Below are 22,635 nucleotides of genomic sequence, written 5' to 3'. Positions count from 1 at the left end.
TCGCTTTATGAATTATTCGACCATTTGAGTTCGTAATCGGTGTGGATAATCGACAATTCTTCTCTACCCCTATCGCCAAACAATTTAACTTGGGCCTGCATCCATTCTTCGAAACGTTTTATTTTTTCTCGATGAAAGTAACCTGCGGGGGCACATAAAAAGTAATTGTATTTGGGCTTGAGCGCAATGTTACCAATTCTTACTAACTTCTTTTCTTGCAAATAACGATACACCAAGCTGTGCTTAACCAGCGCTACACCTTGAACCGATAACGCGCCTTCTAAAACAAAATGAGATCCATCAAATTGCAGTGACGAACGGCCAGCTTTCACACCAACAACGTCTAACCATAGGTTCCAATCCATATCAGGCCAGCGATCTTCAATCAATTCGGCCTTATGCAAGTCGTTAATATCATAAATCCCATGATTTTCTTGGTAGATAGGGTGGCAGACAGGGTAAACCACTTCGTCCATTAACCAACGTGATTCAATGTTTGGGTATTGACCATGGCCATATCGAACACAGACATCAATATTAGAATCTTCAAAGGTTACTAACTTGTTGGTCGGTTCGATCAGCATAGATAAATCTGGATGACGCTCGCGAAAATCGCCAATTCGAGGCACTAACCAATGTTGTGCAAAAGAGGGCACGGTAGAAATTGATAATTGAGTGGGGTTAGGATCTTGGTTGATTTGTCTTACACCATCTTGAATATGAGCAAAGCCTTTTTTCGCTTGTAGATAGAGCACTTCACCTTCGTGAGTTAATACTATTTTCCGGTGTTGGCGAATAAACAGATCTGCGCCTAACCACTCTTCAAGTTGGCGAATTTGTTGGCTGACGGCTGCAGCCGTGACAAATAGCTTTTCTGCGGCGAGTTTAAAACTGCCTGTTTCAGCTGCAGTGTAAAAGTAATAGATCCCTTGGAATGGTGGGGTTCGTTCTCTCACATTAGTTATCCTTAACTGACTGCCAGTATCTATCGTTTGTCGTTAGTGCGCTATTGGTCGATTATTGACCACGACAAAGCGGAAAATCAATAGGAGAGTTGCAATGAACACAATAACAGAGATATCAACTACTCATCATTCATTCTTATCATCGTTCCCAGTTAAGAAATTCTATTCTAAGTTTAAGATGTATCTTCAGAATCGTAGAACAAGAAAACACTTATCTGAACTGTCGGATCATTTACTTGAAGATGTTGGTATTACCCAAAGTCAGGTTAACGAAGAGCTGAGAAAACCGTTTTGGAAGTGAGTTAGATTAGCGTATGTAACTCTTTCTTCTTAGAAAGAGTTACACTGCAGGACTTGTAAGGAACAATGATGTTTACTCTCTTTGCAAAACCAAAACTAGCTCTTTGATATATCAGAAACTTCTTCGTGCAGTTATTCAGTCAACGCCGAAATATGCTCTTTTATCCATTGAATAGTGCTCCAAGTGCTAAATTTTGCTCAACACAGATCTACTTCTGCCAACTTAACTCAATCTTATTTTAGTCACTAATAACTTAGAGTTTGAGAATTCTACTTATTACTAAACTAAATGCTTATTTTTAAGTTTTATTGTCTTACTTTTGAGACAGAGGTTCATATTTGTATGGAAATCCTCTTCGTGCCCTTTATCTCTTTTCTTTTTCTAATGGATATAAAACATACAGTTATTTTAATGATTAATAAATGAAGGCTAGGTATCGATTATATTATTTTTAATTGATATTTAATTTAAGTAATTGAATATGAAACAGTTAAATTTACTTTACCTGGAGTTACACTTCCATATTACAACCTTTAAATGCGTAAAAATATAAAACTTGAATAACTAATTTATTAATCCTATATGTGTAAAGGTCTGTTTTTATCTCTCCTAGGTTTTCGATTGGACTAAATGTAGTAGACAGAAAAACAAAGAGGTAGGGGATGTGATGTATGAGATATTTTTCAAAATGTTCGTTGCATAACCGTGCTCGAAACTGTGTAAGTTCCAAGATGAAAGGCATCGCTATTATAGAGTTTACGATTGTGGTAAGCCTATTTTTTGCTCTTTTCCTAACGGTTGTCGATCTTGGCATATATGGATTTGTTAAATTGACCATGCAGCATTCGGCAAGAGAGGGCGCCAGATATGCGATCACAGGCCGCTCTGATTTGGATCCTGACGCATCGAGTAATCGCGAAGCGGCAATACTAGAACAAATCTCTCGATCTTCGAGTGGCTTGCTCGATAAAGTGATGGACGTCCAAAACATACGTGTTGAAGATGTTTATGGCAACGCTGTCAGCGGTTTTGGTGGTTCTGGAGATATCATTTCTATTCATCTCGATTGCGAATGGCCATCTGTTAACCCTTATATGTATGTTTTGCTCGACGATGGAAAGTTTAAGTTTACCGTTAGTGCGGCAATGAAAAACGAAGCTTTTTAAGGAGAAACAAGATGCTTCCTTTAAAGATAAAAACAAAAAGCACAGAAAAAGGGTTTGCAGCAATTGAAATGACCTTGATTGCACCATTGTTTATGTTGCTTATTGTTGCTGCCGTCGATATCACACACCTTATTCAAGCTAACCACATCATTATCAGTATCAGTCGAGAAGGCGGTAACATTATCTCGCGGAGTAATACAGATCCACCTCAAGAAGTCATGGATATCATTGCAACGACATCGGGAACATTGGATTTGACTCAAGACGGCGTTATTTATATTACCGAGGTGGTTGGCCAAGAAGATGCTTTTCCTTATGTAAAAAGCCAATACCGTTGGAACCAATATGGGTTAGCTCGAAATAGTAATATTTGGTCTAGCTGCAGTAACTGGGAAGTTGATGGAGAATGCTCTGATATCGATGCAGATGATCCTCCGCTTATTAATAATTTGACGTTGGCGTTAGATGATGGGGAGATCGTGTATAGCGTCGAAGTGTTCTATGACTATTCGCCTATTTTTAGTCGAATTTTTGATGATGAATACATTCTGAGCGACACAACATATATGTAGGGAGGTCAATATGGATACTGGAGCTCCAATCAAATACCGTTACAGTCGGGGACTAGTGGCTTTGATGTCAGTTATCGCACTGCCTTTTATTCTCTTAGTGGTTGGGCTTTCTGTTGATGTTGGGCGAGCTTATATTGTTAAGTCCAAGTTATTTGCGGCGGTCGATGCTGCAAGTATTGCAGCCGCGAGAGCGGTTGCTAATGGTGAAGATGCAGGGCGAGCAGCAGCTCAAAAGTATTTTTCAGCCAATTTCCCTGCTGACTTCTACTCAGCAACGCCAAGCTTCGGTGGGGCAAATTTCTCGCATGATGATTTTGGTAATATCTCCATTGATATTTCGGCGACAGCACAAGTGCCCACTATTTTCTTACCCTTGATAGGTTTAGATTCATTTAGTCCAGGCGTGTCCGCGCAATCCATCCGCCGTCCAGTTGATTTGGTATTAGTGATTGATAACACAACATCTTTGAGGCTTGGGAGCATAGGCGATGTGACCCAAGATGTTATTGACAGGTCTAAGTCATTTGTCGAAAATTTTCATGAAGGATTTGACCGTATTTCACTGGTTAAATTCGCCTTTGGGGCTGAGGTTCCTGTGGTGTTCAGTACGACTCGAGGCCATAGTCGAAGTACTATCAAATCGGAGATAGATAACTTTAATTTTGGTACCACTTTTAATGCTCAATATACCAATGCATCGGAGGGAATGTATCGAGCTCTGAATGAGTTAAGAACGGTGACGGATCCTGCCAACTTGAAAGTAATAGTTTTTTTTACCGATGGGGCTCCTAATACCTTTGCTTCAACTTTTGACTTTGAAGACGGTGGTTCACACGTTGGCGCGATTAGATCCAGTGATAGCAGTAGTGGTACTCCCAGAGGGCTTTGGAGGCATGATTTAATTGCCACCACTTTGTCTGGTGGTTACGAAGGGAGTGACATTGATGATCATATAAGTGAAATGCCAACTTATTATACGACTCATGACTCGGGCGCTACTGAGTTCAATATCTTAAATCCCGCCCACTACTTACGTCCCGTGCCGCAATATGACCCAGATAGTCATTCTGCTAATGATCTGTATTCCCGGGTTAATCGGGTTGCTCGTAATCTAGTTGAAGACATCGCAGAAGCCGCAAGAGGGGAAGATATCTATGTCTTTACTCTGGGGTTAGGTTCATCATTAACATCGGCAACCGGGCCTGATAGCGAGCTTGGTGAAGACTTATTGTTACGAATGGCAAACTCGAGCGCACTTTTAGATGATCCAGGTTTAAGTGCGGATTATGATCCTGCTCAGCTCGAAGGGGTGTATTGCCATGCCATTGATGAAGAAGCGTTAGGTCCTTGCTTTGATAAGATGTTAGATGTAATTATCAGGTTAACCTTGTAATATTTATCTGTGGTTTCGTTTACTTGTGTTAATGCTATCAGTAGGAAGAGCTATCAATAGGAAGTTGAGTCACATAAAAAGAGGGAGCTATTAACTCCCTCTTAGTGCTAATTTATATTTAGTAGCATCTTTATTCAGGGTTAGTTGGAAGTGATGGTTATTCTTCCCAAACCACCAATTTATCTTTTGGCCAGTTATGACCGACTTCGTGATATTTCTGTTCAAGGATATGTCGCTTTATCTTGAGAGTAGGCGTTAATACGCCATTCTCAATACTCCATGGTTCCTTAATCATCAGTACGCCTTTGATCTTCTCATGTGAGGCGAGCTGCTCGTTCATTTTCTCGATAACACGTTTGGTCGTTCTCTCATAACGAGCTCTATCAAAGTTAGGGAAGTCATGGGGCACGACAAGTAAGATAGGACCTGGTAAGCCTAAGCCTATCAAACACATCATTTCTACGCGGCTATACTCAAAGAGTTTATTCTCGATAGGGACGGGAGCAACAAACTTACCTTTAGCGGTTTTAAAGGTATCTTTCTTACGTCCACGAATCGTTAGGTAGCCTTCGCTATCAATATCGCCAATATCTCCAGTATGGAGCCAACCTTCTGAATTGAAAGATTCTTGGGTCGCAATATCATTCTTGTAGTAGCCACAGAATAGGCCCTTGCCTCGAACAAGGATCTCTTCATCTTCCGCTATTTTGAGTTCAATCCCCGGACCAGCATTGCCAACCGTACCAATTTTGTCTGCTCTAAATGGGTAGTTGAGTGTGCTATACGCGAATGACTCTGTCATGCCCCAAGCTTCGGTAATATGTAGACCAACACTTTCGTACCATGAAAGTAGAGCGGGTGATACTGGAGCTGAGCCACAACCAAGTACGCGAGCTTGATCTAGGCCCAAACCATCCGCTAATTTCTTTTTGATGAGGTTGTTTACAAATGGAATCTTCAACAAGAAATTGAGCTTCTTCTGTGGCAATTTGTCTTGGATTCGCTGCTGGAACAGAGTCCATAGGCGAGGAACTGAAATAAACAGAGTTGGACGATGCATTTTCACATCATCAATAAACGTGTCTAAAGACTCTGGGAAAGCCGTGACTACGCCACCCATCACTGAAGAACCAAAGATGTAAACGCGCTCTGTAATATGGGCCAGTGGTAGGTAAGAAAACAGGCGATCGCCGGGCTGGATTCCAATATGGTCAATCAACCTTTGAACAGACCAAGTAAACGCGCCGTATGTAAGCATTGCGCCTTTTGGTAGCCCTGATGTACCCGAAGTATAAACAAGTGACATTAGCTTATCGTCGTGATGCTGAGGGCGTTTGGTTGATGGTTCATGTTTATCGATGAGTTCTTCAAAAGTATGATGACATTTTGCTGCACTGTCATAAGGAAGCGAGATGCTTATCAGGCTTGGGTTGTCATCTAACACTTTTTGCGTTGCAGTAGCATCGTCGAGTTTACCCGCAATTACAATCTTACTTTCGCTGTGTTCAATACAGTATTGAATCGTATCGGCACCAGCTGTTGGGAAAATAGGGACGCTAACAAAGTCTCCCAACATCATGGCAAGATCGCAGATAAACCACTCTGCACAGTTTTTAGAAACCAGAGCCACTCGGTCACCAGGTTTGGCGCCAAGAGCTTCTAATGCAGAAGCAAGTTTGAGTGCCTTATCGGCCACCTCTTTATATGTGAACTCCACAAACTGGCGGTTAATTATTTGTTTTAAATAGATCTCATCTGGGCGTTCTTCTGCCCATTTTAAAATCATATCATTGGGTGTAGGGAGAGCTGTTGCTTGTTCTTGGCTAAACTCGTTAGGCTGAATCATTGTCTAACTCCATGTTTTTCGCTAAGTTATTTTTGTTAAAATCATGTTAAATGTACCATGTTTTTTTATTTTTGAGAGTAAAATTAGCGGTTTCTGTTATCCATGCACGTACGCCTGTAACTTGCCGGTGTTACTCCGGTCCTTTTCTTAAAAATTCTCGAGAAGTACGAGACATCCTTGTAGCCACATTGATAAGCAATCACAGCAATTTTTGATTCGGTATCCGCTTCAATCAGCTTCTTAGCCAACAAAATCCGCTTGTCGCACACAAAGTCTCTAAAGCTTACTCCAAAGTGTAGATGAAACTTTTTCGAAAAGTAGGTTGTTGAACAATGACATCGATCGGCAATTTCTGTTTCTCTAATGTCTCTGTTGATATTCCTCATGATAAAATTGACAACTTCCGATGTGAATATTTTTGCTGGTAATTGGTTGTTCTTGTTCATGTTTCTATCGATGTCGAAATGAGGATCAAAAATATGCTGTGTTTTCTCTTTTAGTTCTTCGAATTTACGACTTAGATGATTGCTGCTCGTTTCGATAATAAAAAAAACATTTTTATGATTTTGAATAATATTCGGTAACGGAGATGAGCAAATAATGACTATTCGCTTATTTAGGTTCTCACAAATAGAAATTGCCATGTTAAGCAATTGATAACTATCGTTACTATTGAGAGTAAAAAAGACCAATCTCACATCTAAGTTACTGATAATAGAGATATCTTGACCAAAATATTGCACGGAAAAATAGTGGCTAATTTTTTTGTTAATAATTGAGTTAAATTCACTATCCACATCCGATAATAATGGTGTAACTATATTTATACTCATATGTGTCCAGTTTTGTACTAAAAGTATGACTCAATAATAGGTAAATAACTAAACATACTAATTAGATTAGAAGTACCACAAAAAAGTGCAAGTAAATGGCAAGAAAATCCTAACCAAATATATTGTTCAGCTCTAGATTTAGTTTACAGGTAAACAAAACCTGTTAGCTAAATCAAGGAGAGATTCTCATGAGTAAGTTTTTGAAAAATTGTAAAGAATTCATGAATGATGAAGAAGGTCTTACGGTTATTGAATACGTAATTGGTGCAGCGATGCTTGTATTGGGGTTGACGACAATATTTACCGGTATTGGTACTGCGCTATCAACGAAGTTAAGTACGATTGTTGATCAAATCAGTACATCGTAAGAGCTTGTCACATGAACCTAAAAAGGGAGGGGCACCAGAAAGGTTTAACTGTAGTGGAATATGTCATTGGAGCTGCTTCGCTTGTCATCCTCGCTTGGTTAATATTTTCTGGAATCGCGACTGCTCTAATCAATAAGTTTCTTTCGATTGTGGCGGGTATTTAATTTAATGATAAGTGAATCTTTAGTTTTTTGGGCGTTGCTTATCATTGTTTCGGTATACGATGTTGATAAGCATCGTATACCAAACAAGGTACTGATTTTATTTTTATTGTTGTATTTATTATTAATGTTAAATGATGGTTTTTCATTCTATGAGTTAGTTCATTCATTAACTGGTGCTGTCGTTCTTTTTTCTTTAGGTTTGATATTATATTTTCTGAGAGCAATGTCTGCAGGGGATGTGAAGTTTTTGGGTGTTATTGGATTGTATGTTGGGTGGGGGTCATTGCTTGATGTAACTTATTACATACTCATAGCTTCCGGCGTTATAGGAGCATTTTATCTGCTTTATAATCGGGCAAATAATAGTGAAATAACGGTTAGACGGTATTTGGAAGAGAAACTTATGTTTGTGAGTGGAATATCACCTAATGTTAATTATGAGTCGGTTGTGCATTCTCGGTACTCAAATAAAGTAACAATGCCATTTGCTCCTTCAGTTGTAATAGGTTTAGCGATGTACAGTTATTTTACATAGGTCAAACTAAATCACTAATCGATGTGTTGGAGAGGATATATGGATATGAGAGGGATTCCTTCCCCGAGCAACTTAAAGCCTCAAATATCAGCTCCTTTGGTACCGACTTCCATTGAATCGCTTGGTATACCTGAAGTTGTGATTGAAAACTTATTGCTCAAGCACTTATCTGCGTACCCTAAATCTGATGTATTAGAGCTTTCTAACTATTTGTGTGTAGTGACGCATATTGTTGAAAACGGACTTGCGGTACTTAGAAAAAAATCATTGATTGAAGTTTTTCAGCCAGTTTCGGCTCTATCCTTAGAGTCATCTTCACATAGTCATGTCCGATATTCTCTGTCGGAAAAAGGCATGGAAGAAGCTGATCTCGCCTTTACCCGTGATGCTTATCTTGGACCTGTCCCTGTTTCACTTGCTCAATATAGTGACATTGTAAAACAACAAGATCTAAGAGCTGAGTTAGTGACGCGACCACATGTCGAAGCGGCACTGAGTGATGTTTATGGTGTCAACAGAATGATCTCTGTGTTGGGACCGGCAATTAATTCAGGGAGAGCTTTGTTGTTGTATGGGCATGCTGGAACGGGTAAAACATTTGTGGCAACGCGTATTGTGAATGCCTTACATACGTCTGTTTTTATTCCTTATGCCGTTTATGCGCTTGGTAATATCATCAAGGTTTTCTCTACTCAACACCATAAACCTTTAGATAGTAATGGTAGTGATAGTTTAGTTTCTCTTAAAGATCAATATGATAAGCGTTGGCTCAATTGTGAGCGGCCAAATATTCAAGTGGGTGGCGAGCTGTCTATGAACATGCTTGAAGTCAATCACTCTGAGAACAGTCGGGTTTGGCTAGCGCCTGTACAAATGATGGCCAACAACGGCATCTTTGTGATTGATGACCTTGGACGTCAACCCATGCCTGTGGATACATTGCTTAATCGCTGGATTGTGCCGATGGAGTACTCCTTTGATTACCTTTCGCTACCTAATGGTCAACAAGTCACGATGCCATTCGTGTTAACGCTTGCTTTCTCTACTAATCTGAATCCAGAGAAAATAAGCGATCCTGCATTTCTACGACGCTTGGGCTACAAAATTGAATTTAAGCCTCTTAACCAAGGTGACTATGAAGCTTTGTGGATGCGCGTTGTTGCTGAAAAAGGAGTTGAGCTTGAAGTTGGTTTTTTTGAGCGTTTGTCTCAGATGCATTCTCTTTGCAAAATACCACTCTTCCCTTGTTTACCGAAAGATCTCGTTGGTATAAGCAAAGATATACTTTCGTTTGAGCAACTACCGCCTGTTATTACCTACGATATTCTTTCCATGGCATGGGAAGTCTATTTTACCTCTGATGGACACGAGGGAGAAAATAATGAATAAGAGTCAAGTTTTCCTACTATTTTTATTGTCCGTAGTATTTGGTTTAGCTGCCGTATTTTTTGCTAAGCAGTGGATGGACAACCAAGTTCAGCCAACGGTTGAAGTAGAGACAGTGGAGCGCCATCCCGTTGTGGTTGCGTCACAAGAAATTGAAGCTGGAACCGTTATTGAGGATACATTCTTAACGACCAAGTTAATGGAAGTGGATTGGATTAATGACAATAATTACTCCGATGCTTCTGAACTTGTTGGCAAGGTCGTCGCCAATACCATTTATGCTGGCGAAGTTCTTCATAAAATGAGGTTTACTACGCCTGGAGAGGGATCGACATTAGCCGCGCTAATACCGGAGAATAAGCGCGCAGTAACAATACGAGTTGATGACGTTATTGGTGTGGCTGGTTTCCTATTACCGGGGAATAAAGTGGATATTCTCAATACCGTTTCTTATGGTAAAAATTCTGCAGCGACTCGAACCGTCCTCAAAAATATCAAAGTGTTAGCGGTAGACCAAACCGCCAAAACCAATGAAAACAGCCCCATTATTGTACGCGCTGTGACGTTAGAGGTTTCCCCCAAAGATGCTGAAAAATTACTAACAGCTAAAAGCAAGGGGAGTATTCAGCTAGCGTTGAGAAATCCTCATGAAATTGAGAAGAAAGTCGTTCGTCGATACGTGCCTCGACCAAGAGTAACCATTATCAAAGGTACGGAAACTTCTAGTGTGCGCGTCAAGGATTGAGGTGAAATATGAGAATAATATTAGCGTGTATTTTGAGCGTGATCTGTTTTTCGAACGTAAGCTTTGCTGCATTGCAAACCGGAAAAACAGTCACCGTTCCACATCACAAATCAACGCATGTGGTGTTGTCTGGGAAAGCAAGCAAAGTGTCTCTTGGAGACCCAGAAGTTCTTGATATTGTGATGTTGAAATCCAACGAACTGTTTCTAATCGGGAAAAAGTTAGGAGCGACCAATTTGATGGCTTGGGATTCAAGAGGTCAGTTGATCGAGTCTATCAATATCGAAGTTACCCATGATCTTAATAGTTTAAAAGCAAAGTTGTATGAATTTTTGCCTGACGAAACGATTGAGGTGCATAGTGCACAAAATCGCTTATTGTTGAGTGGTCAGGTAAGTAACCAACAGCAAATGAACGTGGCGATGCGAATCGCGGAAACGTATTCTTCTGGAAAAACCGCCGACGACTCAAAAGACAGTGGTAGTGAGCAAGCCGATGCTACCGGTGTCATCAATTTGATGTCTATCGGTGGGGCTCAACAAGTGATGTTAGAGGTAACCGTTGCAGAGGTTCAAAGAAGCTTAGTAAGAAAGTTCGATGCCAATTTTCACTTTTTCCAAACTAGCGGTTCGGATTTTTCTTGGGGGGGATCGTCTGTTCCTGCGGGAGTGCTAGGCGCTACGCCTATCTTTGATATTCCCACCTCAACTGACTACGGAATATTAGGGTCTTTCATCGATAGTAACACTCTGTTTACTTTCGCTTTAGATGTCGCTAAACAAAATGGGGTTGCAAAGGTATTAGCTGAGCCGAATCTAACCGCATTGAGTGGCTCTAAGGCTGAGTTTTTAGCTGGTGGTGAGTTTCCGATCCCGGTTCCCGACGATGATGGTATTACTATTGAGTACAAAGAATATGGTGTGGGGCTGAAATTCATCCCGACGGTACTCAGCGACCAAAAAATCAACCTTAACCTAGCGGTAGATGTGAGTGAAATTGCCAACAGCAGCTCTTTGACTATCGACCCCGGTTCTACGAATGCGACGTACTTCATCCCACCTATCACGCGTCGCAGTGCTTCCTCCACGCTAGAGCTTGCTGATGGTCAAACCATCGGTATTGCGGGTCTATTAAGTGAGAACGTGCGTGATGTCAGCAACAAGATGCCAGGTATTGGGGATGTGCCGATTTTAGGTCAGCTTTTTAATAGCCAAGAATACGTATCTGGAGAAACTGAACTCGTGATTTTAGTGACACCGAGGTTAGCGAAGCCTATCGATAGAAACAAAGTAACTTTGCCGACAGATGCTTTCGTGAATCCTAATGACTTGGAATATTACTTGTTAGGTAGGAGCGCTTACATTGCAGAGCCGTCAGAATCAGGTTCAGAACATTCTAAAGCTTCAAAGGACATTACGCCAAATGATGGTGGTAGTGAAGGCTCATTTGGTCATGATTTATAAGGAGATAGATATGATTAGAACAATGATGGCATTTCTCGTCGTTCTATTGGTGGGTTGCGCGAATGATGCCCCGTTAGGGCAGTCGGTAGTGAAGGTGACGATGGAGCAAACGTATAACCCTAATGCGACTAAAGAGAATTTGCAGGTGTTACCTGATGGTACTGGGGAGCGAATGCAAGCGGGCTACGACAGCTATGTGGGGAAAGGTGATGAGGAGCTTGCTGGGAGCAGTAGCCAGGTCTTTGATAAGTTAAATTGATGCAAGTAATTAGGCGTTGATATGGCACTTAGTCATAGGTACAGCTTAAAAGATCTCTTTGGGAACAATTGGTTTTTTTGAGCTTTATATAGTGAGATTAAATGGCAAACATTGTCAGTGAGTCATGCCATCATCGAAATTGATCTTATGTATAAAAGGAAGGATTCGATGATATTAGGACAAGATGTCCGCAATGAAGACAGGTGGGAATATGGGCGAAGCAATTGATATTTTACCGAATGAAGACGATGCAATTCGCCTTAAAACCAACTTGAATGTATGGCTGATTTATAACAATGAGAATTTTCACTCTCATATGAGACAGCAACTTAAACGCTGTCGAAATGTGCACATCGAGTCATTTTCTTTACTTGGGATGACGGAAGAGTATGTGAAGAATATTGATGCTCCCGATCTTATCTTCGTCGAAGCCAGTGGTAGTTGGGCTCAGAAAATGGTGGATTTGCAAAGCTATAATCTACAACTAGAAGACCATGATTTATCTTTGGTTGTGTTTGGTGATGAGAATGACAACGGGTCGCTGAAAATAGCGCTCAGACTTGGAGCCTCGGATTTTCTGTCTCACGATATTTCTATTTCTGGTCTTCTGCCTCTGCTTAAGAAAACGGCGGCAGAGAAAATCGAAAACTCAAGCTACGGAGAAGTGTTCCTATTTATCAACACCAAAGGTGGAATGGGAGCGACAACTTTAGCGCTTAACACGGCCGTAGAAATAGCGACCTATCACCCGGATGAGGTCCTTTTACTCGATATAGACCTTCAGTTTGGTGTAATCCCTGAATATTTGAATATCACCCCAAGCTATAGTATTTCGGATGCAATTGATAGCTCGAATGATTTGGATGAGATGTCGTTGGGTAGCTTGGTGAACAAGCACTCGTCAGGGTTACACGTGTTGAGCTTTAAGCATGAAAACAACGCAGATGATTATGAACACGCCCAGAAAATTGGAAAGTTGTTACCCGTATTACGTCGTTTCTATCGCTACATTATTATCGATTTCTCTCGAGGATTAGATCATATCTTCGCATCGGCTATTTCTCCTGCGACTAAGGTATTACTTGTTGCACAGCAGACCTTAGTGTCTGTCAAAAACAGTAACCGATTGGTTAGAACTTTGAAATTTGAGTATGGGTTACAGCAAGACGCAATCGAGATCATTGTGAATCGTTATGAAAAACGACAAACCATTAAGTTATCAGACATAGAACAAACCGTTGGAAAGCATGATATCCATTTAATGCCTAACGATTTTAAAGTAGCGCTCGAGAGCGCCAATTTAGGTCAGCCTTTGGTTGAGTCAAAAAAGAAGAGTTCGATTACACGATCGATCATAGATTTGTCTCATATCCTTTCACCTCCAGATCAGGAAGAAAAAGGCTGGTTCAAAAAGATATTTTCATAGGCTGTTTGTTCTAAGCATAAATGAGGGATCGTTATGTTCTTTAAACGAAAAAATGTAAACCCTGAGTTTGAAAAGAAAGTAGAACAATTTTCTCAACAAGAAAGTGATAACACCGCAACTTTTCCTCAGGGTGGCGTAAGTGAATCTACTGTTGCTCAAGGCTTAAATGCTAATGAGGAACAGGAAGCAATGGTTAATGGAGCAAAGAAAATCCTAGAGCAAGAACTTTCCATTAAACACTACTTCCATAAGCAGCTGCTTGAAACACTCGATCTTGGGCTACTTTCGAGCCTTGATAAAGAACGCGCAAAGGTTGATCTTCATGAAGCTATTGTTCAATTAATGGCAGACGATCAAAGTCATGCCATGAGTGCTGAAGGTCGGAAAAGGGTTATCAAGCAAATCGAAGATGAAGTATTTGGTTTAGGGCCTTTGGAGCCGTTGTTGGCCGATAAAACGGTATCTGATATTTTGGTTAACGGACCTAAGAATGTATTTGTTGAGCGTGGCGGTAAATTAGAAAAAACGCCCTATACATTTTTAGATGACCGACATCTTAGAAACATCATAGATCGTATTGTCAGCCAAGTGGGGCGTCGAATTGATGAAGCGTCTCCAATGGTAGATGCTAGACTGGTCGATGGTTCACGGGTAAATGCGATTATCCCTCCTCTTGCTTTAGACGGCCCATCGGTATCCATTCGACGTTTCGCAGTAGACAGCTTAACCATGGACAACTTATTGGAGTATAAGTCAGTCTCCCCACAAATGGCTAAGTTCGTTGAAGCAGCTGTCAAAGGTGAACTTAACATCTTGATTTCAGGCGGTACTGGTTCAGGAAAAACCACCACCTTAAACATCTTCTCTGGTTTTATTCCCCGCGACCAACGAATTATTACGATCGAAGATTCGGCCGAACTTCAACTTCAGCAACCTCACGTTATTCGCTTAGAAACTCGCCCTGCAAACCTTGAAGGTAAAGGGGAGATCAGTCAACGGGAGCTCGTAAAAAATACTCTGCGTATGAGGCCAGACCGGATTGTTGTTGGTGAGGTGCGTGGCAGTGAAGCTGTAGATATGTTGGCAGCGATGAACACTGGACACGATGGATCATTGGCAACCATTCACGCCAATACCCCCCGCGATGCTTTAAGTCGTGTTGAGAATATGTTCTCGATGGCGGGTTGGAATATTTCGACGAAAAACCTCCGAGCACAGATTGCTTCTGCGATTCATTTGGTGGTTCAAATGGAAAGGCAAGAAGACGGTAAGCGTCGTATGGTTAGCATTCAAGAGATCAATGGTATGGAAGGAGATATCATCACTATGTCTGAGATTTTTCACTTTCAGCGTCAAGGCGTAGATGAGCATGGCAACATCTTAGGTTATTACACCGCAACGGGTGTGGTGCCTCAGTCTCATGACCAGTTGGTTAAACGTGGTCTTAACTTGCCGTTTGAACTGTTTGCTGAGTCTCATAGCTGAGGAGCCGATTATGGATAACGTCACTGTATCGCTGGCCCTATTATTTGTCGCGGTGTTGTTTATTTCTCAGGCATTGTTGTTGCCCGCAGCCGGTAAAAAAGCCAAGCACAAAGAGTTATCTCGTCGTTTAAAAGAGACACAAAGAAACATTGATGAAGAGAGTTTGTCGCTCTTAAAAGATCACTACAACAAAGAGTTATCACCTATTGACCGAAAGTTGATTGTTATTCCTTTCTTTGCAGATCTGAAACGAATGCTTGAATTAGCAGGCCTTAAGATCACATTGAGTCGCTTCTTGTTGATTGTATTTTTATGCGGAACCTTATTGGCCCTGACCGCCTTGGTTTTCAATCAAGTGTGGTTTATTTGTGTCGCTCTTTTTGTTTTTGCTTGGGTATTGGCTTATCTGTTTGTACAAAATAGAGTTACATACAGAATTGCACGATTTGAAGAGCAGCTTCCTGATGCTTTGGATATCATTCGTCGGGCTCTGCAGGCGGGTCAGCCATTAGTTCAGTCTTTCAATGAAGTTGGTGAAGAGATGCCGGAGCCTATTGGGGGCGAGTTCAAAAATACTTATAACTTACTTAATTATGGCTATGACTTAAGGCTCGCTATTTTACAAATGTCAGAAAGAATACCGACGGTTTCTATGTTGGCTTTTTCAAGCGCGGTAATGCTACAGAAAGAAACCGGGGGGAACCTTTCTGAAAATCTACAAAAAGTGTCTGAAGTATTAAGAGCCCGCTTTAAATTAGAAAGAAAAATCAGAACTCTTTCTGCTGAGAGCCGACTTTCTGCGTGGATACTGACTCTTTCTCCATTTGCTCTCTTTTTTGGACTCAAATTTGTAAACCCAGAATACATCGAGCCTTTGTATAGTGATCCTAGAGGAGTATCAATGGTGAGTATCGGGGTTATTCTACTTGCCATTGGCGCCCTGTGGATAAGAAAAATAATCAATATAGAGATCTAGATTATGGAACTATTAGATATCGAAGCATGGAAAGTTGCTATCTCTGAGTTCAGTTTAAGCAATCAGTTTTTTCTTTATGGAATGATCTTGCTGACCACGGTTTTACTGACTTTTACTTTAGGCTTTTTTTTCATTGGTTCTCGCTCACCGTTAGATAAGAAGTTAAAGCAGATATCTGAAGGTAACTCTGCGAAGCATAGAAAGCCTTATGATTTTAGTCATACGTTAGAGTCTTTGAGTCCTTTAATTGGGCGCGGTAATGCTAAAGACAACGAAACTTACTCTCAGAAATTAATGCATGCCGGATACCATGACAAAAGTGCATTATCAATTTTTTACGCAATCAAAATCTTATCTGCTTTAATCGGGCTAGTGTTCGCGTTTGCTGTTTACTACCTGTCTATAGGTAATAGTTACAACAGCTTGTTGGTGATTACTTGTATTTTTGTCGGTACTTTTTTGCCTAATTATATGTTGTTTCGATTTCAAAAGGAGCGCCAAAAAAAAATTAGAAACGGTGTTCCTGATGCTCTTGACCTTCTGGTAGTTTGTACGGAATCCGGACTTGGCTTTAATGCTGCTCTTGGCAGAGTGGCTTCTGAGCTCTATGTTTCTCAACCGGAATTGGCTGACGAACTGGAAACTGTGTTTGCCAAAATCCAAGCGGGTGTCACTATGCCAGATGCATTGAGTCAACTCGTCGAACGGACTGGGCTTCGTGAATTGGAAGGGCTTGTGTCTTTGCTCTCTCATGCATCAAGAATGGGCGGAAGTCTAGCCCAAACTCTACGTGACTATACCGAAGACTTTCGAGATAAACGCCAACAGGCTGCGGAAGAAATCGCAGCAAAAATCCCCACAAAAATGTTATTTCCCATGTTGTTATTCATTTGGCCTTGCTTCTTTATCGTTGCTCTTGGGCCCGGAATGATGATTGTAATGGATGCACTGACATCTCCAGGAGCGAGTTTATGATACGAATGAATCGAATGGTTTTACTTTTATTACCGCTATTGATTCTCGGGTGTGCCTCTTCTGATGAACCAACTAATCAGTTTGATGCCGAGTTGTATTCGGGGAAACCAATTGACACTTTAACCAGTGACGACCCACCCGTCAGTGAAAAAGAAGCCATCATGCGAGGTGATGTTGCACTTAGAGACAACAATGTCGATTTAGCTCTCTATGAGTACATTCGATCTCTGTCTTTTCCTGAACAAGAGTTTCACGACAAAACGTTGTTTACTATCGGTCGAATTCACACCTCTAGAGGTAACTACGCTCTCGCTGAGAAAGCATATCTAGCGGCTTTAGACTTTAACCCTGCACATACTGAAGTACTTGAACAGTTAGGTGTTTTATATACCAAACAGCGCCGTACAGACGAAGGTCGTAGCTATTTCTTTAAGGCGGTTAATGCAGACCAACTTCGTCTGAAAAGTAGTGAAACGACTAAGAATTACCAAGCTCTAAGTCAAAGTGAAGTTGCTAGCTTAAAGGTTGATAGCATGTCTCCAGCATTGGCTTACATGGGCATTGGTGTGTTAGAAGATGTTGATGGAAAACACCAGATAGCCCAAGAGTATTTTAAAAAGTCGCTCACTATTGATAAGACTTCAGTCAAAGCTTTGCTGAATATGGGCTACTCTCATTACATGTATGGTAATTACAAAGAAGCGTATCAATATACTCGTTCAGCTTTAGAAATTGAACCTAACAATGAGAAGGCTCAGAACAATCTTGCACTTATCTATTTGGCATCAGGTGATGTGAAAAAGGCAATAAACGTGTTCATGCGTCATATGGATGCGCCTGAAGCTTTGAACAATGTCGGCTACTTTTTAATTATTCAAGGGCGACCTGATGAAGCGATCCCTTACCTTCAACAAGCCATAGACAAAAAGCCTTCTTATTACAAGATCGCTAATGAGAACCTAAATCGAGCGTTGGCAGAGGTAAGAGAAATGAAGGCAAGTACACCGATATAGTGTTGCTGTATCGCAGTTACTTCTATAAAGCCATAACATAAATGTACATAGCCCCTGACAAGCTCCTTGCAGGGGCGAATGGTTTGTTAACGAACTAGTGTTTGGGTTTTTAGTCGCTGGCCGCTCTTAATGTCAGATAGTTCCAGATTACAGATAGCTAAGAACCACACCCGCAGCGATAAAGGCACCAACTAGACCAACGATAGATAGTTTGACGGATTTCAATAACCAAATACCAACAATGATCAGAGCGAAGTCTAAGCCGCTGCTCACCGCACTAGTGAAAATGGGCTGATATAGAGCCGCAAGCAGTAAACCAACAACGGCCGCATTTACTCCCGAAAGTGCACCCGCCACCAGAGGTTTGCTCGCAATTGCTTGCCAGTTCTTCAGTACGCCCAATAGCAATAAGAAGCCTGGTAAGAACACGGCAATCGTTGCTAGCAGTGCGCCTGTAATTGGCGCTGATGGCATTAATACATAACCTAGGTAAGTGGCTAATGTAAACATAGGTCCTGGGACCGCTTGTGCCGCGGCATAGCCGGTTAAAAAGGCATCTTGCGATAGTTGGTCGCCAATACCATTTTGTAGTAAAGGAAGAACCACGTGACCGCCACCGAATACCAAACTGCCAGCTTGGTAGAACAGGCCAAACACTTCAATGCCTTGAGAGTATGCGCTGAACAGAGGAAGGCAAACTAACAGGGCTACGAAAATAGCGAGCGGTGTTATGGATATTTTGTATGTCGATGGAACTGTCTTTAGCTTTTGCGAGGTTAAGAACTTACTGCCAACGATCGCTGCAAATAGAAGCACTAAAACTTGAGGCCAGCTCCCTGGAACCAACAGCAGAACGATCGCAGTAATCACACATAAGGCGGTCGCTACCTTCGATTGGCAAAAGTTTTTATACATGCCAAACGTTGCATCAGCCACAACCACAACCGCAAGTAATTTCAAACCGTGAATGATGGAATTGAACAGTGGCGCTTCCAATAATTGATTGCTCACTAAAGCCAATATCAGCATCAGGATGACAGATGGGGATGTGAAGCCGACAAAGGCGGCAATAGCACCAGTCAAGCCACCTTTCTTGTAGCCAACTGCAAAGCCAACTTGGCTTGAACCTGGGCCAGGTAGGAACTGACTAAGAGCAACAATTTGCGCGTATTCTTCGTCGGATAACCAATTCAGTTTCTCAACAAAGGTGTTACGGAAGTAGCCTATATGTGCCGCTGGCCCACCAAAGCTAATCCAGCCAAGCAAGAAAAAAGTTTTAAAAATTGAAAGCATGATCGATTCCAGATAAAGGTTTAGCGTAATTTAGGTGGAGTTGAATTATGATTCAAATTAATTATTTTAATTATAATTATTAATGAAATGGGTTTGGATGTATGGCTGATTTTAACTGGAAAGGTATTGACCTTAACCTGCTGATTGCACTGCAGGCATTGCATAAAACCAACAGTGTAAGCAAGGCAGCGGAGCGTTGTTACGTTAGCCAGTCTGCAATGAGTCATAGCCTACAAAGATTACGAAAGCTGTTTGATGACCCATTGTTTGAACGTGTTGGTAGTAGGATGGAAGCGACTGACCGAGCCATTGAGTTATCAAGCACCGTCGATGCGTTGCTTAATACTATTCAATCTGAGGTTCTGTTGTCCAAAAGGTTCGAAGTTGATAGTTATAAAGGCAGTTGGAAAATAGGGCTTACCGATTACGCGGAACAGATGTTTGGTCCAATGATATTCGATTTTATTAAGCAAGCTTCGCCACGCTCTCAAGTCGCATTTTTTAACGTTAATCGAACCAATTATCAGCAGGTGTTTGAAGAAGCTAAGCTAGACATTGCGATAGGCTGTTTTGGTGAAGCTCCTAAATTGTATGGCACTGAACTTCTCTACACCGAGCAACATGTCTGCTTGCTTGATGAATCTGTTTTGGATGTTGAACAGCCTATGTCACTGCAATCATTTGTCTCTGTGGAGCACGCCTTAGTGTCTTCTAACGGATCGCTAAAAACGGCGGTTGATACTAAGTTGGCCGAATTGGGCTACACAAGAAAAGTGGCAATAGCATCGAGTAACTTTTTAACAGTAAAACGATTGATTAGTGGAAGAAAGCTATTGTGTATTGTGCCTAAATTAGTCGCTAGAAATGCCCCTGATGTTGATAGCTCACTGATAGCAATCGCTCCGCCGATAGATGTCCCAGATTTTGATATCCAGCTTGTTTACCGTAAGGGAAAAGAATTAGACGATAAACACACTCACTTAAGAAAAGTAATCACCCAAGCGGTTGAGATTGTTATTACTGCCGAGTAATTGAGGGCGTGTTCCTTCGGAGTAAGTAACCGATCAAGTGCCAGAGAGCAACAACAAGTATTGCGCCGAAATAGCCATCTACCGCATAATGCCATGCCAAATGCACTGACCCAACCTGAATAAAAAACGCATAAATCCAAGCTAAGTAACCGAGTTTTCTGTTTAGTCTGAATGATGCCATCGCAATCAGCACGGATATTGTTACGTGCATACTCGGCATGGCTGATATCCCCGTTCCTATATCCCCAATACCTCCTTCATAACTTGCCCATAAGGCATCTTGAGTGCTGAGAGCCCACAAAGAAAACAAACCATACTCAGTGAGTTCTGCGCTCTGCATGTCTAATCTTTGTATCAAAGAGATATACAAATCTTGGTCATTGAAGTAGCTAATATAAACGGGGCCAGCCGATGAAAGGAGGGTGGCCATAATGTTTCCAATAATAAACCACGAACTTAAAAATGTGAGCAAAAACTGGTTACGAAGTTGGTCATCTTTTCGATGAATAACAAAGTAAAGTAGCATCCCCCACATGATAAAAAACCATAAGTTATACAAGATGTTGATGGCGAGTGAAGCTATCGCATTAGGCAGAAAAAAGTGGGTAATTTCCCAAGGTGAAACGCCGAAGTGTAACCATTTATCTAAATGGTACAGGTCGAGATCTAAAAAGTACGGGTTGAGATAAGGAATGACCGATTTTAAAAAGGTATAGCTTGAGAATGAGATGTTTAACACGAGCATTAACAAAACAAAATAGATCGGTTTTGATACAGGAAATAACAGTGTTTTTATTTTCTGGATAAATTGTTTGGTGGGTCTTTTTTCTCGATTAAATAGCAGGTGGCAGTAGTAGTACGTCGCCCATAATATAAAGGTGACATAGCAGACTGTAGCTAAGATCTCTAAGTAGGTGTATATATTGTACCGAACTTCATGAGGCACAAAATAATTAACAATTAGCGTTACCGGAGTCGTGAACCCAACATAATATAAAATCAGTTTGTTTCTTCTGAATTCATGAAGTAAAGACAACAACAAGTTTGATTGTTCTTTGTGAGGAGCGGGTTTTGCGGTTGTCGTCTCTGAATCCATGTTACCCCTCATCAAGATTTCCTATCATGATTAAAGGTTAGTTCATTTGGACTGGTTTTCTACTTTAGGCTCATTTGCTATTGCAAAAATAAACGAAATAATTCCTTCCATTTTTCACAATCCGACTATACTTAGATTACGACTCAAAGCAGTCGTAGAGAATAGGCTTTTTGATTTACCGAAGTATAAAAAATGGTTTATATCTTATTGGTATAGATAAAAACTCTACCAGGCTAAACGGACTTAGTTGGTCTTAAAGCGCTAGATCCCCCTAGCGCTTTTTCTTTTCTGCTTGATTCTGGAGTGACGTTGAATTCTTCTATCTTTATATTTTGTAACTCAGAAAAGCACCAAACTTTTCCTAACTTAATATCCCCAATCACTAAACCACTCTCCTTCGCTTTCATCCGGTAGATTTCACTTACTTCAATCGTCATTCATAACAATAGTGAGGAACGAGCGCATAAAGATCCTATTAATTGATAATTTCAATGAATCAATATGTTCACTATAAAATCAATTCTCCATAAGATCATTTGTACAATCTTAGTTTTCGATAACTGGATTACCTAGTCGTACGGTTTATAGATTAAAATTTTATGATAATTTTTATCGTTTTTTTTTAATTAACCACTTTAATAAGGTAAATTCGCAATGTCGACCAAACTAGCTAACCCAGCGCCATTAGGCTTAATGGGTTTCGGTATGACCACTATTCTTCTTAATATCCATAATGCAGGTTTTTTCCCAATCGATTCTATGATTCTTGCAATGGGTATTTTTTACGGTGGTTTGAGCCAAGTTATCGTGGGCACTATGTGTTTCAAACGTGGTGATACGTTCGGTACGACTGCATTTACGTCATATGGCCTATTTTGGTTATCTCTAGTTGGTTTGATCGTAATGCCTTACATGGGGCTTCCAGCAAGCCCTGCTGAATTCATGGGTTGGTACTTACTACTTTGGGGTATCTTCACAGGCTTCATGTTCATCGGTTCTCTATGCTACCCAGTAGCGAAGCAAGTGGTATTCGGTTCACTCACTATTTTGTTCTTCCTACTTGCCGCTCGTGATTTTACTGGCAGCGAATTCATTGGCACTATCGCTGGTTTTGAGGGTATCTTCTGTGGCGCTTCTGCTATCTACTTTGCAATGGCACAAGTCATCAACAACGAATACGGCCGCACAGTACTGCCTATTGGTGAGAAGAAAGCACCTCAAATGGCAACACAAGAAATCGCTGCATAATGTAGTGCTTCTTAGAAATATAAAAAGGGTTAGCCATGGCTAACCCTTTTTTGCATTTTGCTTCAAATAAAAACAGAATCTAAAACATCGTTGTTA

At 41.0% G+C, this 22,635-nt stretch carries 22 protein-coding genes and 1 pseudogene; 17 read left to right on the top strand and 6 right to left on the bottom strand.

The annotated features are described in order from the left end of the window. Window positions 1–5: 5 nt before the first annotated feature. Window positions 6–956 carry a LysR substrate-binding domain-containing protein gene (locus OCU50_RS11230; RefSeq protein WP_060468517.1) on the bottom strand — a complete coding sequence of 317 codons (951 nt, stop codon included), beginning with the start codon at window positions 954–956 and terminating at the stop codon, window positions 6–8. Window positions 957–1,059: 103 nt separating this feature from the next. On the opposite strand from OCU50_RS11230, the gene OCU50_RS11225 reads away from it, so the two are divergent. The 4 genes from OCU50_RS11225 (at window position 1,060) to OCU50_RS11210 (ending at window position 4,397) form a co-directional block, all read left to right on the top strand. After that, entirely contained in the window at window positions 1,060–1,266 is a 207-nt protein-coding gene (locus tag OCU50_RS11225) for a DUF1127 domain-containing protein (RefSeq protein ID WP_060468516.1), read from the top strand. Window positions 1,267–1,937: 671 nt separating this feature from the next. After that, the gene (locus OCU50_RS11220) at window positions 1,938–2,432 is read left to right on the top strand and encodes a TadE/TadG family type IV pilus assembly protein (RefSeq protein ID WP_060468515.1); all 495 of its coding nucleotides are present in this window, start codon (window positions 1,938–1,940) and stop codon (window positions 2,430–2,432) included. A gap of 11 nt (window positions 2,433–2,443) precedes the next feature. Next, window positions 2,444–3,004 (top strand): TadE family protein, encoded by a 561-nt coding sequence (locus OCU50_RS11215; RefSeq protein ID WP_060468514.1) that lies wholly within the window; start codon window positions 2,444–2,446, stop codon window positions 3,002–3,004. A 10-nt stretch (window positions 3,005–3,014) separates the two neighbouring features. Further along, window positions 3,015–4,397, top strand: a complete 1,383-nt coding sequence (locus tag OCU50_RS11210) for a TadE/TadG family type IV pilus assembly protein (protein ID WP_060468513.1) — start codon at window positions 3,015–3,017, stop codon at window positions 4,395–4,397. Between the two features lie 157 nt (window positions 4,398–4,554). Here OCU50_RS11210 and OCU50_RS11205 read toward each other — a convergent pair whose 3' ends face one another. After that, window positions 4,555–6,243 carry an AMP-binding protein gene (locus OCU50_RS11205; RefSeq protein WP_060468512.1) on the bottom strand — a complete coding sequence of 563 codons (1,689 nt, stop codon included), beginning with the start codon at window positions 6,241–6,243 and terminating at the stop codon, window positions 4,555–4,557. Window positions 6,244–6,326: 83 nt separating this feature from the next. Further along, window positions 6,327–7,070: a helix-turn-helix domain-containing protein gene (locus OCU50_RS11200; RefSeq protein WP_099049804.1), complete on the bottom strand. Its 744-nt coding sequence runs from the start codon at window positions 7,068–7,070 to the stop codon at window positions 6,327–6,329. 194 nt (window positions 7,071–7,264) lie between these two features. Between OCU50_RS11200 and OCU50_RS11195 the strand changes: the two genes are divergently transcribed. The 11 genes and pseudogenes from OCU50_RS11195 to OCU50_RS11145 all read left to right on the top strand — a co-directional run bounded on the left by OCU50_RS11195 (window position 7,265) and on the right by OCU50_RS11145 (window position 17,871). Further along, a complete protein-coding gene (locus tag OCU50_RS11195; protein ID WP_017088257.1) occupies window positions 7,265–7,444 on the top strand; it encodes a Flp family type IVb pilin in 180 nt (59 codons plus the stop codon). A gap of 168 nt (window positions 7,445–7,612) precedes the next feature. Then, on the top strand, window positions 7,613–8,143 hold the full coding sequence (locus tag OCU50_RS11190) for an A24 family peptidase (protein ID WP_060468510.1): 531 nt from the start codon (window positions 7,613–7,615) through the stop codon (window positions 8,141–8,143). 39 nt (window positions 8,144–8,182) lie between these two features. Then, window positions 8,183–9,532 carry an ATP-binding protein gene (locus OCU50_RS11185; protein ID WP_060468509.1) on the top strand — a complete coding sequence of 450 codons (1,350 nt, stop codon included), beginning with the start codon at window positions 8,183–8,185 and terminating at the stop codon, window positions 9,530–9,532. Beyond that, a complete protein-coding gene (cpaB, locus tag OCU50_RS11180) occupies window positions 9,525–10,274 on the top strand; it encodes a Flp pilus assembly protein CpaB (protein ID WP_060468508.1) in 750 nt (249 codons plus the stop codon). The genes OCU50_RS11185 and cpaB overlap by 8 nt, the downstream gene beginning before the upstream one ends. Window positions 10,275–10,282: 8 nt before the next feature. Next, window positions 10,283–11,737 (top strand): type II and III secretion system protein family protein, encoded by a 1,455-nt coding sequence (locus tag OCU50_RS11175; RefSeq protein ID WP_060468507.1) that lies wholly within the window; start codon window positions 10,283–10,285, stop codon window positions 11,735–11,737. Beyond that, window positions 11,700–11,996: a hypothetical protein gene (locus tag OCU50_RS11170; RefSeq protein ID WP_201023951.1), complete on the top strand. Its 297-nt coding sequence runs from the start codon at window positions 11,700–11,702 to the stop codon at window positions 11,994–11,996. Before OCU50_RS11175 ends, OCU50_RS11170 begins: the two co-directional genes overlap by 38 nt. 211 nt (window positions 11,997–12,207) lie before the next feature. Next, on the top strand, window positions 12,208–13,422 hold the full coding sequence (locus OCU50_RS11165; RefSeq protein WP_060468598.1) for an AAA family ATPase: 1,215 nt from the start codon (window positions 12,208–12,210) through the stop codon (window positions 13,420–13,422). A gap of 198 nt (window positions 13,423–13,620) precedes the next feature. Then, window positions 13,621–14,907 (top strand): annotated as a pseudogene (locus OCU50_RS11160) (TadA family conjugal transfer-associated ATPase); the annotation flags it as partial. 10 nt (window positions 14,908–14,917) lie between these two features. After that, window positions 14,918–15,883, top strand: coding sequence for a type II secretion system F family protein (locus tag OCU50_RS11155; RefSeq protein WP_060468504.1), 966 nt, complete (start codon window positions 14,918–14,920; stop codon window positions 15,881–15,883). 3 nt (window positions 15,884–15,886) lie between these two features. Continuing rightward, window positions 15,887–16,858: a type II secretion system F family protein gene (locus OCU50_RS11150; RefSeq protein WP_060468503.1), complete on the top strand. Its 972-nt coding sequence runs from the start codon at window positions 15,887–15,889 to the stop codon at window positions 16,856–16,858. Beyond that, window positions 16,855–17,871, top strand: a complete 1,017-nt coding sequence (locus OCU50_RS11145) for a tetratricopeptide repeat protein (RefSeq protein WP_060468502.1) — start codon at window positions 16,855–16,857, stop codon at window positions 17,869–17,871. Before OCU50_RS11150 ends, OCU50_RS11145 begins: the two co-directional genes overlap by 4 nt. A 147-nt stretch (window positions 17,872–18,018) precedes the next feature. On the opposite strand, the gene chrA is transcribed toward OCU50_RS11145, so the two are convergent. Further along, window positions 18,019–19,164, bottom strand: a complete 1,146-nt coding sequence (chrA, locus tag OCU50_RS11140) for a chromate efflux transporter (RefSeq protein ID WP_060468501.1) — start codon at window positions 19,162–19,164, stop codon at window positions 18,019–18,021. A gap of 101 nt (window positions 19,165–19,265) precedes the next feature. Between chrA and OCU50_RS11135 the strand changes: the two genes are divergently transcribed. Continuing rightward, window positions 19,266–20,195, top strand: coding sequence for a LysR family transcriptional regulator (locus tag OCU50_RS11135; RefSeq protein ID WP_060468500.1), 930 nt, complete (start codon window positions 19,266–19,268; stop codon window positions 20,193–20,195). Here the strand turns inward: OCU50_RS11135 and OCU50_RS11130 are convergent. Next, window positions 20,182–21,303: a phosphatase PAP2 family protein gene (locus OCU50_RS11130; RefSeq protein ID WP_060468499.1), complete on the bottom strand. Its 1,122-nt coding sequence runs from the start codon at window positions 21,301–21,303 to the stop codon at window positions 20,182–20,184. The two genes, OCU50_RS11135 and OCU50_RS11130, sit on opposite strands and share 14 nt — an antisense overlap. A 221-nt stretch (window positions 21,304–21,524) precedes the next feature. Then, complete coding sequence (locus OCU50_RS11125) at window positions 21,525–21,728, bottom strand: hypothetical protein (protein WP_060468498.1); 204 nt, start codon at window positions 21,726–21,728, stop codon at window positions 21,525–21,527. 217 nt (window positions 21,729–21,945) lie between these two features. Between OCU50_RS11125 and OCU50_RS11120 the strand changes: the two genes are divergently transcribed. Next, entirely contained in the window at window positions 21,946–22,539 is a 594-nt protein-coding gene (locus OCU50_RS11120; RefSeq protein ID WP_060468497.1) for an acetate uptake transporter, read from the top strand. The last annotated feature ends 96 nt before the right edge of the window (window positions 22,540–22,635 follow it).

Source organism: Vibrio toranzoniae (assembly GCF_024347655.1).
In the GTDB taxonomy this organism is placed as follows: domain Bacteria; phylum Pseudomonadota; class Gammaproteobacteria; order Enterobacterales; family Vibrionaceae; genus Vibrio; species Vibrio toranzoniae.
Note: the sequence above shows the minus strand (reverse complement) of the source record. Positions and strands in the feature narration are given on the sequence as shown.

What these genes read in the sequence shown, in the direction of transcription:
- OCU50_RS11225 (WP_060468516.1), top strand. Translation starts at nt 1,060, where the DNA reads ATGAACACAATAACAGAGATATCAACTACTCATCATTCATTCTTATCA.
- OCU50_RS11220 (WP_060468515.1), top strand. Translation starts at nt 1,938, where the DNA reads ATGAGATATTTTTCAAAATGTTCGTTGCATAACCGTGCTCGAAACTGT.
- OCU50_RS11215 (WP_060468514.1), top strand. Translation starts at nt 2,444, where the DNA reads ATGCTTCCTTTAAAGATAAAAACAAAAAGCACAGAAAAAGGGTTTGCA.
- OCU50_RS11210 (WP_060468513.1), top strand. Translation starts at nt 3,015, where the DNA reads ATGGATACTGGAGCTCCAATCAAATACCGTTACAGTCGGGGACTAGTG.
- OCU50_RS11205 (WP_060468512.1), bottom strand. Translation starts at nt 6,243, where the DNA reads ATGATTCAGCCTAACGAGTTTAGCCAAGAACAAGCAACAGCTCTCCCT.
- OCU50_RS11195 (WP_017088257.1), top strand. Translation starts at nt 7,265, where the DNA reads ATGAGTAAGTTTTTGAAAAATTGTAAAGAATTCATGAATGATGAAGAA.
- OCU50_RS11190 (WP_060468510.1), top strand. Translation starts at nt 7,613, where the DNA reads ATGATAAGTGAATCTTTAGTTTTTTGGGCGTTGCTTATCATTGTTTCG.
- OCU50_RS11185 (WP_060468509.1), top strand. Translation starts at nt 8,183, where the DNA reads ATGGATATGAGAGGGATTCCTTCCCCGAGCAACTTAAAGCCTCAAATA.
- cpaB (WP_060468508.1), top strand. Translation starts at nt 9,525, where the DNA reads ATGAATAAGAGTCAAGTTTTCCTACTATTTTTATTGTCCGTAGTATTT.
- OCU50_RS11175 (WP_060468507.1), top strand. Translation starts at nt 10,283, where the DNA reads ATGAGAATAATATTAGCGTGTATTTTGAGCGTGATCTGTTTTTCGAAC.
- OCU50_RS11170 (WP_201023951.1), top strand. Translation starts at nt 11,700, where the DNA reads ATGGTGGTAGTGAAGGCTCATTTGGTCATGATTTATAAGGAGATAGAT.
- OCU50_RS11165 (WP_060468598.1), top strand. Translation starts at nt 12,208, where the DNA reads ATGGGCGAAGCAATTGATATTTTACCGAATGAAGACGATGCAATTCGC.
- OCU50_RS11155 (WP_060468504.1), top strand. Translation starts at nt 14,918, where the DNA reads ATGGATAACGTCACTGTATCGCTGGCCCTATTATTTGTCGCGGTGTTG.
- OCU50_RS11150 (WP_060468503.1), top strand. Translation starts at nt 15,887, where the DNA reads ATGGAACTATTAGATATCGAAGCATGGAAAGTTGCTATCTCTGAGTTC.
- OCU50_RS11145 (WP_060468502.1), top strand. Translation starts at nt 16,855, where the DNA reads ATGATACGAATGAATCGAATGGTTTTACTTTTATTACCGCTATTGATT.
- chrA (WP_060468501.1), bottom strand. Translation starts at nt 19,164, where the DNA reads ATGCTTTCAATTTTTAAAACTTTTTTCTTGCTTGGCTGGATTAGCTTT.
- OCU50_RS11135 (WP_060468500.1), top strand. Translation starts at nt 19,266, where the DNA reads ATGGCTGATTTTAACTGGAAAGGTATTGACCTTAACCTGCTGATTGCA.
- OCU50_RS11130 (WP_060468499.1), bottom strand. Translation starts at nt 21,303, where the DNA reads ATGAGGGGTAACATGGATTCAGAGACGACAACCGCAAAACCCGCTCCT.
- OCU50_RS11125 (WP_060468498.1), bottom strand. Translation starts at nt 21,728, where the DNA reads ATGACGATTGAAGTAAGTGAAATCTACCGGATGAAAGCGAAGGAGAGT.
- OCU50_RS11120 (WP_060468497.1), top strand. Translation starts at nt 21,946, where the DNA reads ATGTCGACCAAACTAGCTAACCCAGCGCCATTAGGCTTAATGGGTTTC.